Here is a 23,201-nt window from a genome sequence, read left to right on the forward strand (position 1 = left end):
AAATCCAGAATCGACAATTCTTGAATCTGGTGACGAACTGGGTAGAATGAGGGTACTAAATGACAAAGGAGTGAGTCACGATGTACCCTGAAAACGGCCTTGTTGCAGATTTTGAACTGGTATTTCAACGACGTCACAGTAACGCTCAGGAACAGGTTAGTCAGCAGTTAGCACTTCTCTCCACGCAACCAGTTAGTCGATGGACAACGCCGTTAAGCTGTGTTTATCTATTAGGGGGTTCGGATGGTATCCGAGCTGCCATCCAGGATGAACTCACCTTAGAAAACAGGGTGCCAGACTTTACTGGTATGGACAGCGTGGCTGAATACTTTGAAGATAAATTTGATGAGGTCACTGCGATGCGGCATAGTCAGTGGCACGGTCGGCTTGAGACAGACGTTGCTGAGGTTACCAGGCAGCACGCGCGCCACTTGCCCATTCTGCTCAGCGACGTGTTCTATATGTGGGGCATGGGTTATGAGCAGGGGTACCGGTTTACGGTCATCTACAATGCGTGGCTGCTGCGCAAGTATAGTGGGAAAACGGCAATCACGCCTTACTCCCCCGTGTTCTTTAAACGGGTGCACGATGATGCGATCGATATGATGTGCGAATTGATTGAAAATGACAGTGAATTGGATGATCTGCTGTGTGCAATCAGTGAAAATTTAGCAATTAAGACACCAAGTTTTAATGAATAGCGTCCAAAACGCCTCGTCGAATTGACGGGCGTTTTTTTGATGTCAAAAGAATCGTTTATTGAGGATGAGTCAGTGCACTGATTTCAGTGAGTGCCGTCACTATTTCCGGATTTTTGAGTCATGGCATTAAAAAAATTAACTTGACCAGAACGAACGCATGTTTGTATAATAGGGTTAACCAAACAAACGTTCGAGGCGAGCATCATGGATATTAACTACGACAATGAGCCACATGGGGTGTTTTTTCTCATTGACAATAAGTCCTTTTACGCCAGCGTTGAAGCGAGTATGCGTGGGTTAAATCCACTGGAAGTCCCGTTAGTCGTGATGAGTGAACAGGAAAATACCAATGGCGGGTTGATCTTGGCCACGTCACCGGAGGCTAAGAAACGCTACCACCTGCAGGCCAATGTTTCACGTCAGCACGATCTGCCGACAGATCCGGCCTTAATGGTCGTCCCGCCACGGATGAATTTATACATCAAACGTAATTTACAAATTAATGATATTTTTCGCCGATTTGTTGCCGATGAGGATCTGCTGCCCTATTCAATCGATGAATCGATTCTGGACATGACCCATTCTTGGCGCTTATTTGGTGATAGTCCAGAAGCAGTTGCCCGAAAGATTCAGTTGACCGTTCGACAAGAACTTGGACTGTACACCACCATTGGCATTGGTGAAAATCCCGTCCAGGCGAAGATTGCCCTGGACATTTACGCGAAACACAACCGTGATTTAGTGGGTGAGATTACGTACGACACGGTTGATCAGACGATTTGGCCGATCAAGAACATGACGGATGTATGGAGTATTGGCCACCGCACGGAAAAACATCTGAACCGGCTAGGCATCCATAGTATGTGGGACCTTGCCCACTATGATCCGTTTGCGCTGAATCAGGAAATGGGGTTGATCGGGATGCAACTGTTTGCGTTAGCCTGGGGCATCGACCACTCGCAACTTCGGGAGCGTCGCGGTCCAAAAGAGGCCAGTATTGGTAACTCGCAGGTGTTGCCGCGTGATTACCAAACGCAGGCGGAGATCGAGACCGTCATCAAGGAAATCGGTGAGCAGGTGGCATCGCGATTACGGCACCATCGCAAGCAGACCAGCTGCATTTCACTGGCGATTGGGTTTTCTTATGCTGCCAGTGAGGCGGACGGTCGCAGCGGGTTTCACCAGGCTAAACGCATTGAACCGACCGACCGGAATCACGATATTGTGGCGATCCTGATCAGTATGTTTCGATATCAGTGGGAGGGTCAAACGATCCGCAACATTGCGGTGTACACAAGTCGGTTGAACAGTAAGCAAAGTCAGCAGCTGACCTTTTTTGAACCGCCAAGGCCACAAATTAGGCGTGATCAAAGCGACCATCTCGTTGACCAGATTCGTGACCGATTTGGGTTTACGAAACTTGTCTATGCCAGCAGCCTCTTGAAAGGGGGAACCGCGATTGAGCGTGCCTCACTTGTCGGTGGTCATAACGGCGGTAATGCCTATGCCTAGTGATCTCAAACTGATTACCGAACGCATCGACCACCTGTTTAAACGTAAAATGCAAACGCGTTATTGGCTAATGGTGACCGACGACGTCTACGATAAAACGTACAATTTCTTTTTTAATTTCCAAAAAAAGGGTCAACGATTACGCTCTGTCCCGCTACACACTGTTTCGAACTACGACCTCGGCTACCTCGAACGCCTTATTACCGGCCTGCGCAAGCACACGCAGCTGACCATTGAGTACGTGGGTTTCACGGGGCAGCGGTGGCCCGTCAGTCAGCGCATCATTCAACGAAAGAAGGAAGCCGATGAATAAGCCAGCACCCTACGACCCAGCGCGGGTCCAACTGTTTTTTGACCGTTACTATAAAGACCGCGGCGTTGTAAAGTGGCAGGGGTTCTACCTGTCAGACCACACGGCAGCCCTGAAGAAACAGGCCGCGCAGGAGGCCAAGACCTACCCAGCAAAGCCCAAGCAGACCATGGAAACGATATCGAGCCTGTTAGCGGACGCGTTTGCGAACGGCAACGTGGTCAGTATTCAGCTCAATAATCTAGACGTAAACGGTGAGTACCACCCCGATGTTGTGGGCCGATTGGCCGGGTATCAGGATGAGATGATCTATATGAATGAGAAGGCACCAATGATGATTTCGGAGATTCGGCATGTAGAAATAGAGCGTGGAGGAAAACGGTAGGAAGCGGAGTGTAAGCTAACTCTGGCGGAAATGCCCGAACCTGGCATTTTCGCCAGAGTTGGCTTACACTCCGCTTTCTGTTTTCCGGAGCGCGTTTCGGCTCAAGGACAGAGGACCACACAGAAATGCCTGACCCTGGCATTTTCGCCAGAGTTGGCTTACACTCCGCTTTCTGTTTTCCGGAGCGCGTTTCCGCTATGATGCCTAGAAAACGAAGCTTTAATAATTGAGACAAAAACACCTGTCTATGAACAGCCAACTCGGCAGTTCATAAGCAGGTGTTTTTAATTTAATCACCACTCAAATATGCAACCGCCGCCGTCCCAGCAGCCTTCGCCGCAATGATCAGCGCGGCTTCATTCATCATAAAGTCAGGACTATGATGCGGGTGGTTAGCGCCGTCCGCAGTTTGACAACCGACGTAGAAGAAACAGCTAGGTGTGTCTTGCGCAAAGTAGGCGAAATCCTCAGAAGGGTCTTGTGGACCGCAGTCAAACACAGTGGTGATCTCCGGAATCTTGGCAGCCTTAATGCTGTCGGTCACCTGAGTCGTCAGAGCGGGATCATTGACCAGTACCGGATAGTTGTCGTCGTAGTCAATATCCGCGCTCACCCCGAACATCGTTTCAACGCCGTGCGCAATTTGTTCGATCTGGTTGCGCACGGTTGTCCGCGTCGACTCCTTCATTACCCGAACGTCGCCCTTGAGCGTGACGCTTTCCTTGATGGCGTTGTACGAGCCGGCACCGTCAAAGGAACCAATCGTCACACTAGCGGTATCAAAGGGATCAATACGCCGGGAAACGACCGTCTGCACCGCCGTTACAAAATAGCTGCCAGCAACAATGGCGTCGTTTGACAGGTGCGGCATTGACGCGTGGCCACCCTTGCCCGTAAAGGTGATGGTGAAGTTTGCCCGGCCAGTCTGGGTCTCATTCAGGTGGTAGCCTATGGAACCGGTAGGCATTGAGCTCATGACGTGCAGGCCGATCACGTTAGCCACGCCGTTGAGGACGCCGGCTGCCAGCATGCCCTTAGCACCACCTGGGGAGACTTCCTCAGCGTTTTGGTGAACGATGCGGATACTGCCGTGCAGCTGATCCTTTAGTTCAATCAACGCCTTAGCAAGCACCATCAGATAAGCGGTGTGGCCATCGTGGCCACAGGCATGCATGACGCCCGGGTTAACTGATTTAAAGGGCAGGTCGTTGTCCTCTTGAACTGCCAGAGCGTCAAAGTCGGCGCGTAAGGCGAGCTTAGGCCCCGTCTTGCCGCTGTCGATGTCCACGGCGAACCCGTAACCTTCGCCATAGTCGGTAATTTTACAATCGAGATCCTTGTAGAAGGCTTTAATATATTCTGCGGTTTCCTTTTCATGAAACGACAATTCAGGGTGTTGGTGAAGATGTCGGCGGATGTCGATCATCGTCTGTTTGTTTGCGTCTAATTTAGCCATGAGGTCAGTTTGTACTGTCATGTGATCAGTCCTTTCATTTTTGTTTGGCGGCCCAGCGCTTAATGACCGGCCGGAGTTTGCTGAAAAACGCTTCAGCAATCAAGAAGCCCACCGCCAGTGACATGGCGATGGTGAGCGTCTTCAGCAGATTTTGCAACGCGGTGTTGTCCTGACCCAACGTGAAGCCCTTCATGCTGAGAAAAATAATGGCTCCGGGCACGAGTGAGACAAGGCAGGGGATGTACAGCACGTTAACGGGTGCGCGCACAACGATTGCTGCGACGTTTGCCAGTACGCCAATGGTGATCGCAGCCAGCAGGTTTGGCAAAATAACGTTACTGGTCGCATCCTGTACCAGCAGGTAAACGACCCAGGCGAGTGCACCTGTCAAGCCGGCAGGGAGCAGTGTTCGGCGCGGTACGTTTGTGATGACGCCGAAGCCAACGGTGGAGAGAAAGCTGAAAATAAACCCAACTAGAATTTCCATGCTACAGCCTTCCCGTTAAAAATGACCCAGTAAACTCCCGATGATCACGCCAGCACCAATTGCACAGGCGGTCATCGTGGCGTCCACCGCACGCACCATACCGGAGATGGTGTGGCGACCAATAATTTCTCGCAGCGAGTTGGTGATGGCAACGCCTGGCACTAACGGCATAAGTGCACTCACGATGATGCTTTGCGCACTGGTGGCAATGCCGATTCCCTGCAGACTAGCGGCTAACAGGCCAATGACGAGGCCGCCGATACCCATACTAAAGTAGGGCGTGACAACGACGCGACCGGCCCACTGAGCCGTGAGGTAGCCGATGATACCGACAAAGAACGCCAGTGTCAGGTCCTGCCATGTGGCCTGGAACAGCAGCATCGGTGCCACAGAGACCAGACCGGCACCGAGGATCTTCTCCGGCCAGTTAAAGTTGATAACCGCGTGGTCGATTCGCTCGATGCCTGTTTTAAGCTGTTCAAACGTGATCTGATTAGCGGTGAACTGACGAGAAAGGGTGTTGATCTCATCCACTTTTTGCAAATTAAAGTCGCAGGTGCGCACCTTGACGAGGTGGGTGGTCGGATTATGATTAGAATCAACAAAAATAGCGGTCATTTCGGCGTGGCAGCTGATGTCGATTCCCGCTGCTCGGCCAATGTACTCGACGGTGGATTCGACCCGTGCAGTTTCAGCCCCGCTTTCGAGCAGAATTTTGCCAGCGTGGCCGCAAAGCTCAATGATGTTCCGTTCTGTATCAGAATCCACAGGCGCGCCTTCTTTTGTTTTATAAGATTGGTATTAAAATTAGTATAAGCTTGAATACTTGAGGGCGTCAACTACCTGAAAGTCACAAAAAATAAGCATTCCCAGTGATACAGGAGTGCTCATTTTTGGTTATTTGTAATTGCGTTAGTCTGGATCGGCTAATGATTTACCGCTAGTAATGTGTTTGAACCCGCTAAAAGCAGCGTCGATGGTCTGGAACTCGTCATCGCTTAAGGCAACAGCCATGGCCTTAGCGTTAGCAGCCACTTGTTCCGGCTTCTTAGCACCAGGAATCACCACGCTGATCAGTGGGTTCTTGATGTACCAAGCCAGAATCGTTTGGGCAACTGTGGCATCGTGGGCTTCAGCGATTGGGCGAACCTTATCGACAGCGGCCAAAATGTCGCTGTAACGTGGTTCCTGGAAGTCGTCCATTTGGCTGCGAATGTCATCTTGCGGGAAGTGAACATCCTTAGTGTACTTACCCGTCAACAGGCCGGAAGCCAGCGGGAAGTAAGGCACGAAACTGATGTTGTTTTCCTTAAAATAAGGTAACATGTCGGCACCATGATCCTGGTGGAGGAGGCTGAATTCGTCCTCAACAACATCAAGGTAGCCGTCCGCGTTGGCGTCTTTGATCTGGTCAAGACTAAAGTTGGAGACACCGATGGCACGAATCTTGCCCGCTTCACGAAGCCGTTGCAGTGCACCGACCGCCTCAGCCTTTGGCGTGTCGTGGTCTGGAAAGTGAATATAGTAAATATCAATGTAATCGGTGCCCAGCCGCTTCAAGCTGGCATCGACTTGTTCCGTCAGAAACTTCGGGTCGTTTTTGATGACTTGTTCGCCGGTGGAAAAGTCGTGCGCACCCTTGGTTGCAATGACCAACTTTGAGCGGTTAAAGTCCTTGATTGCCTTCCCGACCAATTCTTCGGAGTGGCCAAGGCCGTATACGTAAGCGGTATCCAACAGCGTGATGCCGCTTTCGATACCCGTTTTAACAATGTCTAACCCCGTTTCATCCTTCAGGTTAGGGAAGAGGTTATACCCGCCGACTGCGTTAGTACCAAGCCCTAAAGCAGTTGCGGTGACGTCAGACTTACCAATTTTAACTTGTTGTGACATACGAATTCCTCCTTAAATTGCTGTAAGCGTTTTACAGTTTCAATTATACAAAAAATTAGCTGGTGATGATATGGTTCTGGCTGGTTTCTTTGGTTCTATAGTTCTATAGTCTTCGAGGAGTATTGTGGTTGAAGTTCGTTGCATTTCGAAATTTGGGACTCCGCCGTGGTGGCTCGCGATGAAGCTAATTCAGCTGTCGCTATGCGCTATCTGAATGGATCTTCATCGTCTCGCATGTTAGTTGGTGACTGGTCTTACTGTTACATTGTGGAAACGTGTTCCGCAAGCCAGAACGCTACTGTGTAAGGGACTATTGACTCAAATCCAAGCCCGGGATTTCAGCCAATAGTCCCTTACACTCCGCATTCTAACCGGCTTGCTACACACTCTGGCATCTTCGACACCACAGCTCCGTGCCAAATTGCTCCATTCCACTTATGTTGAGCCCGTTTTTTTCACGAGTTAAGCATCACAATTGCGTTAAAACTAGTTCGCAGAGAATCCGCCCTCGACTGCTTATAAGGCTATTGATAGCAATGCTTCTCATGACGTATTAGTCACTAGTAACGATTAATATAGAGGTTTTGTGATGCCACTTTTGAAGACTTATTAACTTTGACGACTACTCCAGAATTTTAGCGTAGTGGAACCGTTCGGCATTGCAGGCTGTGGCGTCGGTGGTCGTAACCGGCTGTCCTTTAGCCGGTTACGACCACGGGAAACGTAGGAGATCCTTGAATTTCTGCCAAGACATTCACTAGCTCCCCGAAGCGACCCCACCTCAGCCTGCAGGGCCGAACGGTGGAACGAAGCGACATTAAAGCGCTACTTTGAATCACTTAACAATGGAAAGACCCTTAATCGTCTATAATAAGCATCACAGCTAATAGCATCATCGCTGTTGAGGGCTGATTCTCTGCAAAACGGCCCTCGAGTCGAAACGCGTTTCAGGAGGCAGAGGGCGGAGCGTAAGCCGACTCTGACACAAATTCCAAGACCAGGAATTTCTGCCAGAGTCAGCTTACGCTCCGCCCTCTAAACGCCTCTTTCCACGCTCTAAGCCACTTACTTGCTAACCCCCGCTCAAATCGGTATGCTTTAGACACGATTAAAAGCGCTTACACAAAAGAAGGAGGCACTATTATGAAGGTTGTTGTCATTGGCGGTGTTGCGGGCGGACCGTCGTTTGCGACGCGGTTACGCCGGTTGAATGAAGACATGGACATTGTGATGTTTGAACGTGGCGACCATATTTCCTACGCCAGTTGTGCGTTACCGTACTACTTAGGTGGCGTGTTGCCGAGTCGAGATGTGCTGATCGAGCGGACACCGGAGATTTTAAGACAGAAAAATAACATTGATGTGCGGATTCACGAAGAAGTGACTGCCATTGATCCGGATGCGCAGACGCTGACGGTGTCGAAGCTGGAAACGGGTGAGGCCTACACTGAAACCTACGATCGACTGGTGTTATCAACTGGCGCTAGACCAGTATTGCCGCCGATCAAGGGCTTGGCTGAGGCTAAGAACGTCTTTACGCTGCGGAACGTGACGGATGCTGATCATATCAAGGCGTTCATCGATGCCAACCAGCCCAAGAAGGCTACGATTGTGGGCGCCGGGGCTGCCGGCATTGAAATTGCCGAAAGCTTTCAGCGGCTCGAGATGCAGATCACGTTGGTCGACCAGGCTGATCGCGTGATGACCCCGTACGATACTGAAATTACGGACATTGTGGCCCAACACCTGCGCGACCACGACGTTAATTTGCGGCTGAATGAGACCGTGGCCAACGTGGCGGACGGCGGGCAGACGGTCGTTTTAGCTGATGGGTCTGAGATCGACACTGATATTTTGATGCTGGTGACTGGTGTGACGCCAAATAACGAAGTTGCGCAAGCGGCCGGCGTTGCGCTGGCGGATGATGGTCACATTATTGTGAACGACCAGATGAAGACGAACGTGCCAAACATTTACGCGATTGGTGACGTGGTGGAAACGACCAGCCTCATTACTGGGTTGCCGATTCAAAGCGTGCTATCGAGTGCTGCTAACCGGCAGGGGCACCTCCTCGCCGATATTATCAACGGCGCGGACATGACGTATCCCGGGTTCATTGGCGTGAGCGTCGCGAAGCTGTTTGACCTGACTGCCAGCAGCGTCGGGTATACCGAAATGGGCTTGCAGGCCGCTGGTATCACTGACTATGAGACGGTCTTTGTCACGCCGTTTGACCACGCGTCCTTCTACCCGGATGCTCACCGGTTGAATATTAAGCTGCTCTTTATCCCGTCGACGGGTCAGATTCTGGGTGGCGAATTCCTCGGTGAGCGGGGCGTTGATAAACGATCTGGCGAGTTGTCGGCCGCTATTGCGGGTGGCTTGGGAATCAATGATCTGCCAAACTTGGAGTTACCATACTCGCCGCCATATTCATCTACCCGAGATCCGCTAAATGTGGCCGGGTACGTGGCAATCAATCAGCGAAACCCAGCGTTGAACACCATTAAAATCGCGGAATTGAGCGATGATGATAAGGCTGGTGCCCAGTTCTTGGATATTCGCGAGGCCGGTAAACCAGCGAGCGGATCCATCAAGGCTGACTTCGAGATTCCGCTGAGTGTGCTGCGGGACGAACTGAATCAGTTGGATGCTGAAAAGCCAGTTTATATTCTGGCACGTAAGGGATTAGGGCCTTACAATGCATCGCGGATCCTTGCTGGAAAAGGATTTAACGTTAAGATTGTTGCAGAATAACCAAAAATGCTTCAGACCTCTATTGGCCTGAAGCATTTTTAATTAGAGATTGTTCAAGAAGTTTTGAAAGCCTTGCATTAGATGGGCAATCGCACCTGGATGCGCTTCTAATAGACTGAACAGGAAGGCAATCAGGAACAGAATGACGATCATGATGGCATGCCACTTGCGTTGGCGATTGACCACTGCGATGTACTCGCGCATCACAGCGTTTGGTAGGAAGAACCGGGCTGTCCGCGACCCGACACCACTCGCTTTTAATCCAACGGCCTTAGCAAACATTGCAGCCCGGAAGGTGTGGTAATTGTTGGTGACAAAAATCGTTTTTGGCTTTTCGATTTTAAGGCTGTCGATAATTTTTTTTGAGAACCGCATGTTTTGCAGCGTTGTTTTAGATTCGAATTCGGCAATGGCATCGTTGGGGTCGATGCCGTGGGCGACGGCATACTTGCGCATGGCCTCACCCTCGGGCACCGTTTCGTCGCCGCCCTGACCACCAGAAAGAATCATTTTGGCACGCTTGTGTTTCTTCTGGTTCTGTTTTTGATAAAAGGCAATGCCCCGGTCGATCCGCTGCCCTAACAGCGGGGTGACCTGGTCGCCATTCATTAAACCAGCACCCAAAACGATAATGAAATCCTTGTTGAGTCGGGGCCAGTAAAGCTGATACAGCACCAGCATCGTTAAATAGTTGTAGAACCAAAAGACAGCGTACGCAATGCAGAGCGCTGGAAACGAGATCAGCAGGTTTGACCAAAAGTAGGGCAGATGGTCGGAAATGAGACGTTCCACAAACGGCATGAGCAAAATGATAATGCCAAGATATAGCGTCAGCATGTTTGCGGGGGAGTGATTCTCTCGCCGCCAAACGATCGCGGCGTTCCATAGCAGCAAGAACGCTTGGAGCGCAAACGCCACGCCGATACAAAACAGGAAAAAGATGAACAGTAATCCAATCGGATAAATCAGTTTATCATTATTCGTTGCGAGAATCGTGAGGCCCAGATCGACCCAAAACGAATAGAAGAAAATATTAAACCAAATGCCGTTGCGTAACTTTGTCCGGTCACGCAAATAACTGAATAGAAAAATCACGAGCCAGATGAGACAAAAGACCCAGCCCACCTTGAGAGTGGTGATGTAGTTTGAAGCCATTTACGAAATACCCCCTAGAATTACTCTTCTTGATTATAGCCTACTCTTAATGTTCCGGGTAGTTTTCGTTACGGCAGGATGAGAATCGGGTGAAATTCAGAAATCACGGGGGTAAATAGCGTATAATAATGGCTGTTACCATTATCAAAAAATCGAGGATAATCATGGAAAATCGAGATTTTTACGACGACATTGTGGATAAGCGCACCATTTCTGATTCGCGGCGATTACGCCAAGGCTTTTCCATTCGCTTTCGCACCGCAATGGATTTTGTGGTAGATAAATTACAGTTTTTGAGTCATGAATTTGAACTAGAAAACAACTATGCGTTAATTGATAGTATCCAACACCGTATTAAATCGCCGGATAGTATTCTGGAAAAAGTTGACCGAAAACACCTGCCGAAAACGCGGCAAACCCTTTTTACTGGGTTGCACGATATTGCGGGTGTCCGGGTAATTACCCGATTTATCAGCGATGTGTACACCTTGGAGGATATGTTGCTCCACCAGCCGGATGTCCGGGTCGTGCAACGCAAGGATTACATCGAGCACCCTAAGGACAACGGCTATCGCAGTTTGCACATTATCGTTTCCGTGCCGATCTACTTTAGCTCTGGCACCGAAAACATTGATGTTGAAATCCAGATCCGCACGATTGCCATGAACTTCTGGGCATCGGTAGAACATGAGTTGAACTATAAAAAGGATATTCCAAATAAAGATGCCATCCGCGCTGATTTAGCACATACGGCGCAGAGTATTACCAAGCTTGATACGAAGATGGATTCGTTGCGCGCCGATATTTGGCATCAGGCGGAAGATGTGCCGGATGCTGAAGATAGTGATGAAGGCGATTGAGCTTTTTTGTGGATGTGAAAGGCGCTCCTCTTTGGTGAGGAGCGCCTTTTTGACGTCGTTTTTTTGGCGACGCGCTTTCATGCCTCATTGCTGAAACGTGTTCCAAACAGAGGGCCACTGCGTAAGCCAACTCTGACCAAAAAGTCAGACCCAGTATTTTGATCTTTTCAGTTGACTGGTTAAGGCTACGGCTTTCTTGGCAGCCGTGCCGAAACGTGCTCCAGAAGGCAAGGGGCGGCCATGTAACGGGCTCTGGCAAAAAATCCAGGATCGGGATTTTCTGCCAGAGCCCGTTACATTCTGCCCCTTAACCGCCTTCCTCCACACTCTAGTCTTCCAAATCAATCCGCTTACTAATCGGGTAAATAATAAACCCACCCGCGACCATCGACAGCAACTCGCCGATACCAATTGTTAACCAGCTCATCCAGAATGGAATGTGTGAGACCCAGTAGAGTTCGCCCGCGATGGTGAACATTGAGATGGCCACGATAATGGCTGTGATGACATACTTCACGCGCATGTCCTTGATTTTAGCTGTCACAAATCGGACTAGAATCAAGACTAACAACGTTGAGAGACTACCAATCGGCACATCAAACGCCCATGTTGGTGACGCAAAATTAGCTAAAAAGACACCCAGCGTGACGCCCCAGACATAGCGCTTGTTATACAGGGCCAAATAGTTAAACATTTCTGCAAATCGAAGCTGAACAGCTCCGAAACTAATTGGCGCAAGCACCAGCGTAATGGCAACGTATAAGGCTGCCACGACCGCTGTTTTCGCAACGCTTTGGGTCGACAAAATAGGTGTGTTGGTGGAATTTTTCATATTAATCTCCTTTGTAGCCGCAAGGGGCTAGTCATAACTACGACCAAAGGAAAGATGAAGTGTCGTAGTGGCGTCGGTCAGATTTGACGCCGTTTAAATGAAAGTTGTCCGGGTTCTAGTGTGCAACAAAATTTGGGTGTTGGCAAGTTGGATTTTTTGCGGAGGTGGTGAGATGTGTGGTGCTTGTATTGCTGCGTTAGCCGACTTGGGTTAGCATTCTTGCTTTAGTTTCTTCAAGGTTGGCTTGGCGACGTGGGTTTTGGCTTCTTAGCCCAAACGTGTTTCAGAAGGCAGAACTCCTGTGCAAGGCACTTTGAGAGAAATGCTAAGGGTGCTTTGGTGAAAAGTGTGGAATTTGCGATGAGCGGCCATGTAACGGACTCTGGCAAAAAATCCAGGATCGGGATTTTTTGCCAAAGTCCGTTACATTCTGCCCCTTAACCGCCTTCTTCCACACTCTACTTTGCAATCCACCCACCATCAATCGGAATCGTCACCCCATGAATATAGTCGGCTTTCGAACTCGCAACAAACAGTGTCAGATCAGCGACTTCCTCCGCTGTTGCCCAGCGTTTTGCTGGTGTTTCTGACGCCACCCATTTTGCCATGTGGCCGTCGCCCGCAAAGTCGGCGGCGTTCATTGGCGTATTGATTGCGCCTGGGGCTAAGCAGTTGGCGCGGATGCCCTGGCCCGCATAGTCGATATCCAGTTGCTTGGTCATACCGATGATGGCGTGCTTGGCCGCTGTGTAGGCGATGCCGCCGCCACCCGCAACTAGGCCGGCAATCGAGGCCATGTTGACGAACACACCGTGGTGTTGCGCCAGCATTTTCGGCAACGCGGCCTTGACCATCAGAAACTGACTGTTGAGGTCCACGTTTAAGATGTGCTGCCAGTCCGCAAAACTCGTGTCCATCGCTGGTTTGTAAGCATCCAGAACACCCGCGGTATTGCAAACGATATCCAGATGGTCGCTAATTTTGGTGACGAGCGCTAAGGTTTTGCTGCTTGTTTCAGGTTGGCTAACATCACCAACCAACGTGTGCAGTAACCCAGAATTGCATTTCGCCTCAAGCTTCTTTAAGCCGTCCTTGTTGGTATCCACAGCGATAACGGTTGCGCCGGCAGTAATGAATTTTTCCGCCTGGGCTGCACCAATACCAGAAGCCGCGCCGGTGACGATAACCGTTTGATTCTTGAAATCCTCGGTCATTAGTCAGTCACAAGTTCCCAGTCTTCGGCTAAAATGTCACAGTCGGTTGGTGACCACATGCTGAAGGCTTCATCCTCGGTCTTGATCAAGAAATAGGGGTTTAACTGGTCGCCTTCAAAGGTGCTCATTGGTTGGAGCTGGACGTACAGTTCAGTACCTTCCCAGCCAGTTCGAACGACCCGGTCGCCCTTTTTGAGATACGGTAAAATTGCTTCGAAAGTCATGTTTGGTTCCTCCTGAAATTTCGGTTTACAGTTGAGTTTAACACAGTTGGCTTGTTTTAGTTGCAGTTAAGATGGGTCATGTATGTTGGCTATAGGAAACAAGTCGGTTTGAAACTGTTAATTTGAAGTAGGGTTTCTCATAGTATTCTCATTATGCTACACTAGAAGCAACAAACTTAAGTGAACTTCATCACAACTAACTGGAGGCCTTTCCATGAACATAGACGAACTAAACCCAGATATTACCAGCGTCGCACCATCAGCACTTAGAGCCTTTGACCACAAGATTAGTCAGGACCCAAACATTGTTAAACTCACGTTAGGCGAACCTGATTTTAACGTGTCGGAACATATTAAGCAGGCGGCAATTAAGGCGATCACCGACGATAGATCCCATTACCCTTACTATTGGGGCATTCAGGAATTGCGTGACGCAGCCTCGACCTACTATCGCGAGAAGTTTGGCTACAACTACACCGCTGACCAAATTGTGTGTTCAGTTGGCGCGACCGAGGGTTTAGCGGCGACTTTCAAGACGTTGTTTAAACCTGGGGAAGGCGTGATCATTCCCGCCCCAGCTTATCCCGTTTATAAAGCCTTAGCTGGCGTCAATCATTTAAAACCGATCTTGGTCGATACCAGCAGTTCAGACTTTGTGTTGACGCCGGAGGAAGTGCAAGAGGCTATCGATGCCAATCCTGAGACGACAATCAAAGGCGTGGTCATCACGGACCCTTGCAACCCGACCGGTGTGATTTACACCGAAGAACAACTGCACGCGCTGGTTGACGTTTTCCGCGACAATCAGATTTGGATCATTAGTGATGAGATTTATGGCGAACTGCTGTATGGCGGTGCAAAGCATTATAGTTTGTCAAAATGGTTACCGGATCAGACCATTATCGTGAACGGCTTATCGAAATCACACGCGATGACTGGCTGGCGAATCGGGTTTGTGTTTGGTCCGACTGGGGTGATCGATGAAATTGCCAAGGCACACCAGTTCCAAGTCACGACACCAACTTCAATCGTGCAGTACGCGTCGGTTGAGGCGCTGACGCACGGGCAAGATGATGCCGAAAAGATGCGGGTTATTTATGAAAAACGCTGCACCTATTTGGCTGATGAATTGACCAAATTGGGCTTTGATATGGTGAAACCTGGCGGGGCCTTCTACATCTTTGCGAAGATTCCAGCTGTGTGCCAGCAGACGAGCGTTGAATTTGCGGATGAGTTGGCCGCTACCTATCACGTTGGCGTCATGCCTGGTAAACCATTTGGCGATGACCGGTACATTCGAATCAGTTACGCATCAAGCATGGATAATATCAAGGCTGCCGTTGATGGGATGCGTCAACTGCTGCAGGCTAAGGTGAATGCTTAACAAAAATGAGTAAAAAAGACCATTTCATTTAAAACAATGGTCTTTTTTTGCGTAGTTATAGGGTATAGGGAAAAAGTTTCCGTCATTAGCCGGCAATTAGTGGCTAATTTGTAAAAATTCCAAATAATAACGGATTCTTAACCGAAAACGCCTGCAATACCTGTTAAAATAGAAGTATCAAATCCAAATTAAGTGGGGGAATACGAAATGATCGCATGGATAATTGCAATTGTTGTCATTGTACTGCTGGCTATTTTATACGTGTCAGCCTATAACGGCTTGATCAAGGGCCGGACTTACGTTCAAGAATCATGGAGCCAGATCGATGTTCAATTGAAACGACGGAATGACTTGATTCCAAACCTGATCGAAACGGTAAAGGGGTACAGTCATTACGAACAAAGCACCCTGGAAAAGGTTGTTGGTCTGCGGAATCAATTGATCAACATGCCAGCGGACGACCACCAAAAAATGATGGACGTTTCTGACCAACTGTCCAGTTCATTGAAGAGTATTTTCGCGGTTGCTGAAGCCTATCCAGACTTGAAAGCAAACGATGAATATACCAAGTTGATGGAAGAACTGACCAACACGGAAAATAAGATTGCTTATTCACGGCAACTGTATAACTCAAGCGTGGCCAGCTTCAACTTGAAGATCCAATCCTTCCCAAGCAACATTGTGGCAGGCATCCACCACTTTACAATTTCAGAATACCTGCAGGTTCCAGAAGAAGAGAAGGAAGCGCCGAAGGTTTCGTTTGACAAATAGAGTGTGGAACAAGGCGGTTTAGGGGCTAACGTGTAACGGACTCTGACCGAAAAGTCCGGGCCTGACTTTTTGGTCAGAGTCCGTTACACGTTAGCCCCGTGCCTTGTGGAACACGTTTCAGCTATGAGGCCTAGAACAAGCAGCTTCAAACCTACAAATAAACCACCAAAAGAAAAAAGGGAGAACCAGCCATGCTATTCGAACAAATTGCGCGGAACAAACGGCGCACGATTTACGTTCTCATTGGCTTTGTGCTGTTACTGATTGCTATCGGCTATGCCCTAGGGTACGTCTTTTACAACAACGGTGTGATCGGGATGGTGATTGCCGTCGTGGTTGCCGCGGTGTATTGCGCCATCATGATCGGCAATTCGACCAGCGTGGTGATGTCCATGAACCATGCACGAGAAATCAAGCGTGCGGAAGATGCACCTGAACTCTGGCACGTGGTTGAAGACATGGCCTTGGTTGCCCGAGTGCCGATGCCCCGGGTTTTTATCATTGATGATCCAAGTCCCAACGCGTTTGCGACCGGAAATGATCCGAAGCACGCGGCTGTTGCGGCCACTTCAGGGATTCTTGACCGATTGAATCGGGAAGAACTTGAAGGGGTGATGGGCCATGAAATGACCCACGTGCGCAACTATGATATTCGTCTGCAGACCATTGCACTGGCACTATCAGCTGCTATCGGGCTGCTCGTGAACTTTGCCTCCCACTGGTTCTGGTGGGGTGGCGGCGATCGACGGCGTGGCGGTAAGGATAGTGAAGGCAACGGTTATGTGCAATTGATCATGATGGTCATTTCCATTTTGTTACTGATTCTCGGACCAGTAGCGGCAACCATTGCGCAGATGGCGCTGTCGCGAAATCGGGAGTACCTCGCGGATGCGGGAAGTGTCGAACTGACCAGAAATCCGCAGGGCCTGATCTCAGCGTTGGAAAAGATTTCAGATAGCAAGCCAATGAAAAAGGCCGACCCAAGTAGTGCGGCCATGTATATTTCAGATCCGTTTAAAAAGAAGCGCTCGATGACGCACCTCTTTGATACTCATCCGCCGATGGAGGAGAGGATTGAGAGGTTGGAAAAGATGTAGAGCGTGGAGGGAGGCGGTTAAGGGGCGGAGTGTAAGTCACTCTGACAGAAATCCCCGAACTTGGGATTTTTGTCAGAGTGATTTACACAGTAGCCCCTTGCCTCCCGGAACGCGTTTCGGCAATATAAACTAGAAAACCAGTTCCAAAAAAAAGACCGAGAAGAAAATTCCCAGTCTTTTTTGTCATCTATAGACCATCACCGCTCCAAATGCGTCTCAGCCAAAGCCTGCAAAACCTCAATCGTCTTAGCAATCCTTTTCTCCGAAAACTGTGACAGCGCAGCGCTATAAGCTGTATCCATTTTAATGTGCATGGCATCGTGCTGTTTGGCAAGCACTCGACCGGCATCAGTCACCCGCAAATCATAAGCCTTATTGTTATCTGGCAGTGCCACTTTAACTAAAAGGTCAGCCTTAATAAGTTGCTTAACGTACCGGGAAACCATGCCTTGAGAAAAAGAAACTTGTGCAGTTAACGCCTTATTAGACAGTTCGCCAGCATCGTTGACGAGACTTAAAATCTCGACTTTTGAGTGGTTTAATTTCATTTTTGTGATCTTATCAAGTTGCGACTCGCTGAGTTGCTGACTTGAAATAACGTCGTCTGTCAATGAATTTTGAAAAAGATCACGTTGCTGATAAACGCTATCAATGGCTTCACGAAGCTGATTGAGCGTGTCTTGATTAGTTGCCATATTAAAACTCCTTAAAATATATTACTAGTAATCTATTTACATTACCGGTAATAGATGTTATTCTTATTTTAAATTACTAGTAATCAAAACGCAATCTTAAATCGAATTCAATAGAAAAGGAAGTTTTAATATGAAAGCAGCAGTTGTAACAGATTTTAACCAGGCACCACAATACACAGATTTTACTGATCCAACAATTGAAGCAGGAGAGACTGGCATCACCGTTTTAGCAGCCAGTGTGAACCGACTTGTCCGTTCGCAAGCCGACGGAAGTCACTATAGCAGCGACCACCAGCTTCCGATGATTCCCGGAGTCGATGGCGTGGGCACAACTGACGATGGGCAGTTAGTCTACTTTAATGCTAATAAACCAGTGTATGGTGCTTTGGCAGAACGCACCGTTGTCAATTCTCATTTAGTTTTACCATTGACCGGAGACGTTGCGCCTGAAGTCGTTGCCGCAACGGTGAATCCAGCAATGTCGTCTTATATGGCCATTGAGGCACGATTAGGCGCCGAAAACATCAAGGACAAAACTGTTTTGATTTTGGGCGTGACTGGCAATGTCGGGAGGTTGGCCGTCACTATCGCAAAACACTTCGGTGCTGCTAAGGTGATTGGTGTTGGCCGAAATCCAGAACGGTTAGCTGACGCTCAAAGATTAGGCGCTGAGGTTGTGAACATGGGTGATGAAACCGCATTGAAACAGGCTCTTCCAACCCTTGCAAACGTTGATGTTGTGCTCGACTACCTCTGGGGCGACGCGACGGCACAGTTCATGGTCCCGATGCTACAGCAACGAGAAAATCGTTCGCAACCATTGACCTGGATCGAAATTGGCTCGATTGCTGGGCAGACAGTTGCACTACCCGCTGCCGCCCTTCGGAGTACGAACCTGACATTGATCGGTAGTGGCCTTGGTTCCATTAGCCGACGTGACTTTTTAGGCAATATGCCAGGGCTATTGGCGCTGATCGAGGATGGGACGTTAGCAGTTGCTACCACGGCTTACCCCCTGAGCACCGTTCACGAAAATTGGCCAACGCAGACGACAGCGCGCGTGGTCTTCAAACCATAATGTCACTTTAATGACGGTTTTTAATCCTTGGCAATAACGGCTAAGTATTGAAAACCGTTTTTGGTTTGCTTAACGGGAATTCTGAACGCTTAATTCAGGGATTAAGCGTGCTATAATGAAAGTAACACCTGCCAATTGTTTAGACAGGCCATTCTGAAGTTTGGGGGTCTTATTCATGTCTACTAAGCATCCGCAAAGTCCCGTACAGATCGTCGGTTGGGTTATTTGGGGGTTGGAAACGTTGGTGATCATCGGTAGTGTTGGCGTTACCAGCATGACCGGGTCACTATTTGGCCATTACAGTATGATGGGCAGCGGCATGATGGGTGGCAGCAACATGATGTCATCAGGCCGCTGGCTGATTGGACTGGGCAGTATTTGGCTGATCTGGCGCGTTGGTTTGCAGATTCTCGCCCTGTTTGGGATTTGGCACCTGCATGATCACAACGCCGATACGTGGCCAATCATTTTGATTGTTACCGGCGTCCTCGGCGGCTGGCTCTACCTGATTCCTGGTATCTGGGGACTGATTTATAATGGTCAGCAACGCAATCAAGGGAACCGAAATGTTCAGGACAGACGAAAAGTAAATTAATGATGACAAACGGACGCGCCAGTTGCGAGTCCGTTTTTTGAAAGGAACGACAAATGACAACAAGTACACTCTATCAACACGGCACGCTTGCGCTAATGGTACCCGGGTTATTAGCCGGTACCATGACGATGAAAGAACTTCTGACCCACGGTGATACCGGTATTGGCACCGGGGAAGGCCTGGATGGCGAACTGATTATTTTAGACGGCATCGCGTACCAAGTCGACAGTTTTGGCAAGGTGAACCAGATTGGACCCGACTTCACGACACCGTTTGCGTCAGTTCACACGGCAGATTTTAAGCCACTGGCCACAGTTAAAGAGATCCTGACGCAGCCAGATCTAGAACGGTTAGTGCGCAATAAAACGCGGTGGGCAAACACCTTCTTTGCCGTCTTAACACGTGGCGAATTTAGTGATGTCACAACTAGAGCTGTCGCAAAATCGCAAAAACCATACAAGACGTTGGCTGCGACAGCGGACCAGCAAAGTATCTTTCACCAGGACGAGGTCCGCGGAACAATGCTGAGCTATTACGCACCAGAATTGTTTGACGGGGCGGCGGTTGGTGGGTTTCACCATCACTTCCTATCCGTTGACCACGATTTTGGTGGCCATGTGTTAAACGCTAACCTGAAGACGGGCAACATCGATGTGCAGCAGTTTGCGACGTTAGAACAACATTTGCCGGTGAAAAATGCTGACTACATGAACCACGATTTTTCAGATGATGCCATCCATGATGCCATTGCCCATGCTGAGCACTGACTTGATTGCATTCGCGCAGTACCGCGCATTGATTACCAAATTGAAAATAGAATTGAAAACTTATGAGGACAAGAAATTGCGACAGGGTGTCGCTCTTTTTTCGTCCTTTTTGTGAAACAATAATCAATTAATTGATAGACGGCTCTCAGTCATACTAGTGCAAACGATAGAAAATAAACGAGACGGATTTCAACATTCAGTCATAAATTGACAAAATCCAATCACCTTTGCAACACTTATCGATAAATAACGTGAGCTTCAGTATTTGACTATTCGTCCCATTATGCATATGATATGAATAAATTATGCTGTTAGACATGTGGTGATAAGTCAATAAAATAAATTAAAGCAGACGGGATTTGGTTCTGCTCAACACTTGGAAAATGGTGCACTTAAATAAGCCCACTGATTTTCGATTTTTGAAAATCAGAGCTGATGGCTTGACCTTAAGCTGGTTTTATATGCCTATACCGATTCCTCCTTTTGATAGAGTTGGTGTCGACGGAGTAGGACGTCAAGCACCCTGATAAGCTTTCTTGCGGTTAATGCGAGGCCGCGCTTTCTAGGAGTCTTCGTAACTTCGGACATCTTTTTTTCAAAATAGGAACGAAATACTGGATCATAGCGGGTTACCGAACCGGCAGCTTCGATTAGGTAATAGCGTAGATACTTGTTTCCAGTATGCGTCCGAGGCGTAATCTGTCCGTTAAAGTCGCCAGACTGGTTTTGTTTCCAGGCTAATCCAGCATAGCGAGCCAGCTGAGTCTCTTTATCAAAGCGTTCAATCTGGCCAATCTCGGCTAAGATACCAGCCGAGTAAACTGAGCCGATACCAGGAACCGATTGAAGAATTTCAGTTTCCGGTAATACCATGACAACCGCTTCGATTTGTTTATCAAGTTCTTTGATGAGTTTTTGGTAGGTTCGAATCTCAGTGGCATAGATAGACACATTGATATCGATAGAGTTTTGGATGACTTTAGGTAAGCGATACGAGCCACGAACGGCCCTTTGAATCGCTTTAGCGGTCTTCTCAGCATCAGCAAAGCGGCCATGACCAGCGGCGTTTAAATAGTCAATTAAGTCTTCGGTCGAGGCGTTGATGAGCTCATCGGTGGTCATTTCATCAGTGAGTAGGTTAAAAATAGAGCTACCAAAGACCGCCACCTTTTCTCCTGAGGAGTTTACAGCGAGTTTATTGACTTTATAGTAAAGGTTCTCTAAGAAGTGTTGTTTAGAACGAGCTAATGAGGTCACAAGTTCAAAACGAGAACGGGTAAGGCGTTGAAGCGCAATATATTCATCCTCACGAACCAGACTGGTGGTGAAGCGACCATTACGTAGGTAGTCAGCAATATAAAGTGCGTCAATGTGGTCGTTTTTATTGTCTTCAAAAACGTCTTTATAACGCTTAGTATCACGGGGATTGAGAACGACCGCTTCGGTATTGAACTGAGCTAGATCGTCATCGTTCATAAAGAAATAAGCTGGATGGAAACTATAAATGGAAGTCGATTCCATACCAATCGTAATTTGTTCAAAATGACGTTGTTCATTCAATGCCAAGATGATGGTCTTAAGTTCCGTGGCGCCGTTGAGATCATTCTCAAAGGCACCTTGGAAGACAGGTTTTAGCGCTTCAGAAGTCATCATCACAACTTCAAGCGTTTTCGAACTAACATCAATGCCGACAAGTAATTTCATTGGGATGGCCTCCTTTCATAATTATTGTCTGGTCTTAAGTTGGACACCATGTGATAACCCCTAATTACAATCACTAAACACATCCTCGCAGATAAGAATTCATGGGTGACTAAGTTCAAGCTGCGGCTAGTCCTACTCAGACTAGTGAACGTCGTCATCGAAACAGCATGTGGTTCGTGATTTAGATGATTGTCTGGGCGGCAGTCTAATAAAGTAGTCGCGGCTACAAGGAGGTCTAAACCTATACCAGTTGACCAAAGCCAATGACAATTAGAGATTATCACGTGGTGTCCAACAAATAAATAGCAACACAAGTAATGAGCTACAAATACACCGAAGGAACAACTTATATAATACGAGGGAGGACTGGTCATGAAAAAGTTCGTCTCATTACCGGTGGTGGATTCAAGTCTATACATGTTTGGCGGTCACATGCGGACAGTACCCGGCGAGTGGAGCTTTTTTGAGCAAAAGCACCAGGCCTTCGAACTCATGTGTATCGTGGATGGACAGCAGACAACGAGATCAAGGACGCCTCAACGTTCACCTATGGTCCGGGGAGCGTGTTGATCATTTCGCCAGGGACATTGCACACGAATTGGAACGCCAGCAAGACCGAGTCAATGACATACATCACCTTTCACTTTAATATCGAAAGTCTGACCTTGAAGTCGGAGATCATCAGCACAATTGCGAACGCGGTCATTCCGGCGGATGCACCGATTGCCAAACTGGCGATGAAGTCGGCTGAACAAATGGTGGCTTACAGTGACGACCCAGGGTTAGATAAGGAACAAACCAACATCAAAATTCAGATTGAACTGCTGAATTTTCTGTATGGGTTAATGGAGAACATTAATGCATATAAACCCAAAAACGCCAAGTATTCCGAACGAGAAGCCAAGGTCAGCCGTGAAATGGCAACGCTTATCGAAGATTACATTGATAAAGAAGAGGTGCCGATTTTCTCGTTTGGCGATATTTGTCAGAAATTAGGTATCAGTACAGGCTACGGTCACCGGACGTTTAAGAAGGTATACGGCATCACACCGCTGCATTTCATTGAGGAACAAAAGTACCGAAAAGCTAAACTGTTACTGGGGTCGCCGGAGTATTCGATTGAAGAGATCTCCTATATGATGGGCGCCAGCAGCATCTCCAACTTTAGTAAACAGTTCAAGAAATGGTCGGGCGTCACGCCAAGTAAGTATCAGCGCCAAATCGTTACCAAGCGGAAGGTTCGCAACGTGAAGGAGAGCGGTTATTTCGAGTAGTTGCCGGTCATGGCTGTGCAACACGATGTATAAGGTTCTGCCGGAAATTG

The 23,201-nt window shown here is 48.4% G+C and carries 23 protein-coding genes; 13 read left to right on the forward strand and 10 right to left on the reverse strand.

Annotated elements, in window-relative coordinates:
- Positions 1–80: 80 nt before the first annotated feature.
- From AYR61_RS06070 to AYR61_RS06085, 4 genes are all read left to right on the forward strand, one after another.
- Positions 81–701, forward strand: a complete 621-nt coding sequence (locus tag AYR61_RS06070) for a hypothetical protein (RefSeq protein ID WP_054712428.1) — start codon at positions 81–83, stop codon at positions 699–701.
- A 204-nt stretch (positions 702–905) separates the two neighbouring features.
- Positions 906–2,213, forward strand: coding sequence for a Y-family DNA polymerase (locus tag AYR61_RS06075; protein WP_065902144.1), 1,308 nt, complete (start codon positions 906–908; stop codon positions 2,211–2,213).
- Positions 2,206–2,526: a hypothetical protein gene (locus AYR61_RS06080; RefSeq protein ID WP_056987080.1), complete on the forward strand. Its 321-nt coding sequence runs from the start codon at positions 2,206–2,208 to the stop codon at positions 2,524–2,526. Before AYR61_RS06075 ends, AYR61_RS06080 begins: the two co-directional genes overlap by 8 nt.
- A complete protein-coding gene (locus tag AYR61_RS06085) occupies positions 2,519–2,908 on the forward strand; it encodes a hypothetical protein (RefSeq protein ID WP_056987081.1) in 390 nt (129 codons plus the stop codon). Before AYR61_RS06080 ends, AYR61_RS06085 begins: the two co-directional genes overlap by 8 nt.
- 289 nt (positions 2,909–3,197) lie before the next feature.
- On the opposite strand, the gene AYR61_RS06090 is transcribed toward AYR61_RS06085, so the two are convergent.
- The 4 genes from AYR61_RS06090 to AYR61_RS06105 form a co-directional block, all read right to left on the reverse strand.
- Complete coding sequence (locus tag AYR61_RS06090) at positions 3,198–4,385, reverse strand: amidohydrolase (protein WP_065902146.1); 1,188 nt, start codon at positions 4,383–4,385, stop codon at positions 3,198–3,200.
- Positions 4,386–4,398: 13 nt separating this feature from the next.
- Positions 4,399–4,851 carry a threonine/serine exporter family protein gene (locus tag AYR61_RS06095; RefSeq protein ID WP_065902148.1) on the reverse strand — a complete coding sequence of 151 codons (453 nt, stop codon included), beginning with the start codon at positions 4,849–4,851 and terminating at the stop codon, positions 4,399–4,401.
- 15 nt (positions 4,852–4,866) lie between these two features.
- Positions 4,867–5,619 carry a threonine/serine exporter family protein gene (locus tag AYR61_RS06100; RefSeq protein ID WP_065902150.1) on the reverse strand — a complete coding sequence of 251 codons (753 nt, stop codon included), beginning with the start codon at positions 5,617–5,619 and terminating at the stop codon, positions 4,867–4,869.
- A gap of 144 nt (positions 5,620–5,763) precedes the next feature.
- Positions 5,764–6,744, reverse strand: a complete 981-nt coding sequence (locus AYR61_RS06105; protein WP_054710647.1) for an aldo/keto reductase — start codon at positions 6,742–6,744, stop codon at positions 5,764–5,766.
- Between the two features lie 1,143 nt (positions 6,745–7,887).
- On the opposite strand from AYR61_RS06105, the gene AYR61_RS06110 reads away from it, so the two are divergent.
- Positions 7,888–9,501 (forward strand): FAD-dependent oxidoreductase, encoded by a 1,614-nt coding sequence (locus AYR61_RS06110; protein ID WP_065902152.1) that lies wholly within the window; start codon positions 7,888–7,890, stop codon positions 9,499–9,501.
- A gap of 42 nt (positions 9,502–9,543) precedes the next feature.
- On the opposite strand, the gene AYR61_RS06115 is transcribed toward AYR61_RS06110, so the two are convergent.
- Positions 9,544–10,656 carry a YdcF family protein gene (locus tag AYR61_RS06115; protein ID WP_056987084.1) on the reverse strand — a complete coding sequence of 371 codons (1,113 nt, stop codon included), beginning with the start codon at positions 10,654–10,656 and terminating at the stop codon, positions 9,544–9,546.
- Positions 10,657–10,820: 164 nt separating this feature from the next.
- Between AYR61_RS06115 and AYR61_RS06120 the strand changes: the two genes are divergently transcribed.
- Complete coding sequence (locus tag AYR61_RS06120) at positions 10,821–11,516, forward strand: GTP pyrophosphokinase (protein WP_065902153.1); 696 nt, start codon at positions 10,821–10,823, stop codon at positions 11,514–11,516.
- 328 nt (positions 11,517–11,844) lie between these two features.
- Here AYR61_RS06120 and AYR61_RS06125 read toward each other — a convergent pair whose 3' ends face one another.
- The 3 genes from AYR61_RS06125 to AYR61_RS06135 form a co-directional block, all read right to left on the reverse strand.
- Positions 11,845–12,348: a QueT transporter family protein gene (locus tag AYR61_RS06125; RefSeq protein WP_156319320.1), complete on the reverse strand. Its 504-nt coding sequence runs from the start codon at positions 12,346–12,348 to the stop codon at positions 11,845–11,847.
- A 458-nt stretch (positions 12,349–12,806) separates the two neighbouring features.
- Positions 12,807–13,562 (reverse strand): 3-oxoacyl-ACP reductase, encoded by a 756-nt coding sequence (locus AYR61_RS06130; RefSeq protein WP_056987085.1) that lies wholly within the window; start codon positions 13,560–13,562, stop codon positions 12,807–12,809.
- Positions 13,562–13,786 carry a DUF2829 domain-containing protein gene (locus tag AYR61_RS06135; RefSeq protein ID WP_054710656.1) on the reverse strand — a complete coding sequence of 75 codons (225 nt, stop codon included), beginning with the start codon at positions 13,784–13,786 and terminating at the stop codon, positions 13,562–13,564. The genes AYR61_RS06130 and AYR61_RS06135 overlap by 1 nt, the downstream gene beginning before the upstream one ends.
- A 214-nt stretch (positions 13,787–14,000) precedes the next feature.
- On the opposite strand from AYR61_RS06135, the gene AYR61_RS06140 reads away from it, so the two are divergent.
- The 3 genes from AYR61_RS06140 to htpX all read left to right on the forward strand — a co-directional run bounded on the left by AYR61_RS06140 (position 14,001) and on the right by htpX (position 17,038).
- A complete protein-coding gene (locus AYR61_RS06140; RefSeq protein ID WP_065902155.1) occupies positions 14,001–15,170 on the forward strand; it encodes an aminotransferase class I/II-fold pyridoxal phosphate-dependent enzyme in 1,170 nt (389 codons plus the stop codon).
- Between the two features lie 207 nt (positions 15,171–15,377).
- Positions 15,378–15,941 (forward strand): LemA family protein, encoded by a 564-nt coding sequence (locus tag AYR61_RS06145; protein WP_054710659.1) that lies wholly within the window; start codon positions 15,378–15,380, stop codon positions 15,939–15,941.
- Between the two features lie 191 nt (positions 15,942–16,132).
- Positions 16,133–17,038, forward strand: a complete 906-nt coding sequence (htpX, locus tag AYR61_RS06150) for a zinc metalloprotease HtpX (RefSeq protein ID WP_056987086.1) — start codon at positions 16,133–16,135, stop codon at positions 17,036–17,038.
- A gap of 197 nt (positions 17,039–17,235) precedes the next feature.
- Here the strand turns inward: htpX and AYR61_RS06155 are convergent, their stop codons facing one another.
- The gene (locus tag AYR61_RS06155; protein ID WP_054710661.1) at positions 17,236–17,733 is read right to left on the reverse strand and encodes a MarR family winged helix-turn-helix transcriptional regulator; all 498 of its coding nucleotides are present in this window, start codon (positions 17,731–17,733) and stop codon (positions 17,236–17,238) included.
- A 130-nt stretch (positions 17,734–17,863) separates the two neighbouring features.
- Here AYR61_RS06155 and AYR61_RS06160 point away from each other — a divergent pair, with 130 nt between their 5' ends.
- The 3 genes from AYR61_RS06160 (at position 17,864) to budA (ending at position 20,173) form a co-directional block, all read left to right on the forward strand.
- On the forward strand, positions 17,864–18,811 hold the full coding sequence (locus AYR61_RS06160; RefSeq protein ID WP_056987087.1) for a quinone oxidoreductase family protein: 948 nt from the start codon (positions 17,864–17,866) through the stop codon (positions 18,809–18,811).
- 175 nt (positions 18,812–18,986) lie between these two features.
- Positions 18,987–19,406: a hypothetical protein gene (locus AYR61_RS06165; RefSeq protein ID WP_054710667.1), complete on the forward strand. Its 420-nt coding sequence runs from the start codon at positions 18,987–18,989 to the stop codon at positions 19,404–19,406.
- 53 nt (positions 19,407–19,459) lie between these two features.
- Positions 19,460–20,173 (forward strand): acetolactate decarboxylase, encoded by a 714-nt coding sequence (budA, locus tag AYR61_RS06170; RefSeq protein WP_054710669.1) that lies wholly within the window; start codon positions 19,460–19,462, stop codon positions 20,171–20,173.
- A 465-nt stretch (positions 20,174–20,638) separates the two neighbouring features.
- On the opposite strand, the gene AYR61_RS06175 is transcribed toward budA, so the two are convergent.
- The gene (locus AYR61_RS06175) at positions 20,639–21,877 is read right to left on the reverse strand and encodes an IS110 family RNA-guided transposase (RefSeq protein WP_065901908.1); all 1,239 of its coding nucleotides are present in this window, start codon (positions 21,875–21,877) and stop codon (positions 20,639–20,641) included.
- A 494-nt stretch (positions 21,878–22,371) separates the two neighbouring features.
- Here AYR61_RS06175 and AYR61_RS06180 point away from each other — a divergent pair, with 494 nt between their 5' ends.
- On the forward strand, positions 22,372–23,151 hold the full coding sequence (locus tag AYR61_RS06180; RefSeq protein ID WP_318529587.1) for a helix-turn-helix domain-containing protein: 780 nt from the start codon (positions 22,372–22,374) through the stop codon (positions 23,149–23,151).
- Positions 23,152–23,201 lie beyond the last annotated feature (50 nt).

It is taken from the genome of Secundilactobacillus paracollinoides (assembly GCF_001702155.1).
In the GTDB taxonomy this organism is placed as follows: domain Bacteria; phylum Bacillota; class Bacilli; order Lactobacillales; family Lactobacillaceae; genus Secundilactobacillus; species Secundilactobacillus paracollinoides.